Raw genomic sequence first — 2,190 nt, 5'->3', positions numbered from 1 at the left:
TCGTTCGCGGGCGCGGTCGCGGTCGACGACCAGGCAGGCGAACGCGGCCAGCACCCAGAACATGAGGAACACGTCGAGCAGCGCCGTGCGGGAGAGCACCAGATGCAGGCCGTCGAGCGCGAGCAGCAGCCCCGCCAGGCAGCCGAGCAGCGTGGAGCGGGTCATCCGGCGCGCCACCCGGGCCAGGACGAGGATCGACAACGTGCCGACCAGCGCCGCGGCGAACCGCCAGCCGAACGGGTTCATCCCGAACAGCCACTCCCCCGCGCCGATCATCCACTTGCCCAGCGGCGGATGCGCGACGAACGAGGCACAGTCGGACGACCGGGGGCACTGGCGGAAGATGTCCAGGTTCCCGGCGATGAGCCGCCGGTCGGCGATCGGGTTCTTGGCGTCGCCCAGCATCGCGCGCTCGACGCCGTACCTGAGCAGGGAGTAGGCGTCTTTGGCGTAGTAGGTCTCGTCGAAGACGACGGCCTTCGGCTCACCGAGGCGGACGAAGCGCAGCAGCCCGCCGAAGAGGGCGACCAGCAGCGGCCCCGCCCAGCCTAAGAGGGGCCGCCCCTGGAACGGCGGGACCAGCCGTCGTGCCGTCTCCCCCATGCCGATCACCCTATGCGTTTGTGCACCAGGTCATAAAGTTCGCGTCTCGGCACGCCCGCGCCCTTGGCCACGTCGGCAATGGCGATCTTCCGCTGCTCGCCCTCGGCCACCCGGCGGTCGACCTCGGCGACCAGCTCGTCCATGTCGGGCTCGCCCGCCCCCGGCACGCGGCCCGCGACGACCACGGTGATCTCGCCCTTGACGCCGCCCGCGGCCCACTCGGCCAGCTCGCCGAGACCGCCGCGGCGCACCTCCTCGTACGTCTTGGTCAGCTCGCGGCAGACGGCGGCGGGCCGGTCGGGCCCGAACGCCTCGGCCATCGCGCCCAGCGACTCGGCCAGCCGGTGGGGGGCCTCGAAGAAGACCATCGTCCGCTCCTCGGCCGCCAGCGCGGACAGCCGCCGCGCCCGGTCACCGGTCTTGCGCGGCGGGAAACCCTCGAAGCAGAACCTGTCGCTGGCCAGCCCCGACACGGCGAGGGCCGTGGTGACGGCGCTCGGCCCCGGCAGCGCGGTCACCGTGATACCGGCCTCGACCGCCAGGTGGGTCAGGCGGTAGCCGGGGTCGGACACCCCGGGCATCCCGGCGTCGGTGATGACCACGACCGTGCGGCCCTGTCTCAGCGCCTCGACGAGCTCCTGGGCGCGCCCCGCCTCGTTCTGGTCGTAGTAGGACACCACCCGGCCGCTGATCTCCACGCCCAGCTCGGTGGCGAGCCTGCGCAGCCTTCTGGTGTCCTCGGCGGCCACCACGTCGGCGCCGGCGAGCACCTCCCGCAGCCGCGGCGAGACGTCACCCGCCTGACCGATGGGGGCTCCGGCCAGCACCAACCTGCCTTCTCCAGTCACCCGACCATTGTGGCAGGGCATACCAATTAGACCGTGATTCTTGCAGTACCTAACGGCTTGGGGCCCGTACGATGTCCGAATGGCGGTGACCGATTCCCCGTACCAGGCCTACGACAACCCGGAGGTCGGCGAGAGTCAATCGCAGACGCGGTCCCTGCGTGACCGGGTGATCCCCCCCATGCGCGGCAGCGTCCTGTGGGGGTGGGTCGGCCCGCTGCTGGTCACGCTCTTCGGCGGCATCCTGCGCTTCGTCAACCTGGGCCACCCGCGCGCCGTGGTCTTCGACGAGACCTATTACATGAAGGACGCCTTCTCCCTGATCAACTGGGGCGTCGAGCGCGTCACGATCAAAGACGCGGACAAGGCGATCCTGGCCGGGAAGACCGACATCTGGCAGTCGTGCACGCAGGAGACCCTCGACAAGTGCGCCTCTTACGTGGTGCATCCGCCGCTGGGCAAGTGGATGATCGGCGCCGGTGAGTGGCTGTTCGGGCTCAACCCGTTCGGCTGGCGGTTCGCCGCGGCGCTGATCGGCACGTTGTCGATCCTCGTCCTGGCCCGGGTCGCCCGCCGGATGACCCGCTCCACGCTGCTCGGCTGCTTCGCCGGCCTGCTGCTGGCCCTCGACGGCCTCCACTACGTGCTCTCGCGCACCGCGCTGCTCGACGTGTTCCTCATGTTCTGGGTGCTGGCCGCGTTCGCCTGCCTGGTCGTCGACCGCGACCGCGCCCGCGAACGG

Annotated in this window: 3 protein-coding genes; 1 reads left to right on the top strand and 2 read right to left on the bottom strand. The window is 70.9% G+C overall.

Going from position 1 to position 2,190, the window contains the following annotated elements; genetic code table 11:
- Positions 1-603, bottom strand: a 603-nt coding sequence (locus tag ABZ444_RS51355; protein WP_358012697.1) for a phospholipid carrier-dependent glycosyltransferase, incomplete at its 3' end; no start/stop codon positions are given.
- A gap of 5 nt (positions 604-608) precedes the next feature.
- Positions 609-1,451, bottom strand: a complete 843-nt coding sequence (gene rsmI / locus ABZ444_RS51350; protein WP_352353055.1) for a 16S rRNA (cytidine(1402)-2'-O)-methyltransferase — start codon at positions 1,449-1,451, stop codon at positions 609-611.
- Positions 1,452-1,530: 79 nt separating this feature from the next.
- Between rsmI and ABZ444_RS51345 the strand changes: the two genes are divergently transcribed.
- Positions 1,531-2,190: phospholipid carrier-dependent glycosyltransferase (locus tag ABZ444_RS51345; protein WP_358012696.1), on the top strand; the 660-nt coding region annotated here is incomplete at its 3' end.

This window comes from Nonomuraea sp. NPDC005730 (assembly GCF_040630865.1).
Lineage (GTDB): Bacteria > Actinomycetota > Actinomycetes > Streptosporangiales > Streptosporangiaceae > Nonomuraea.
Note: the sequence above shows the minus strand (reverse complement) of the source record. Positions and strands in the feature narration are given on the sequence as shown.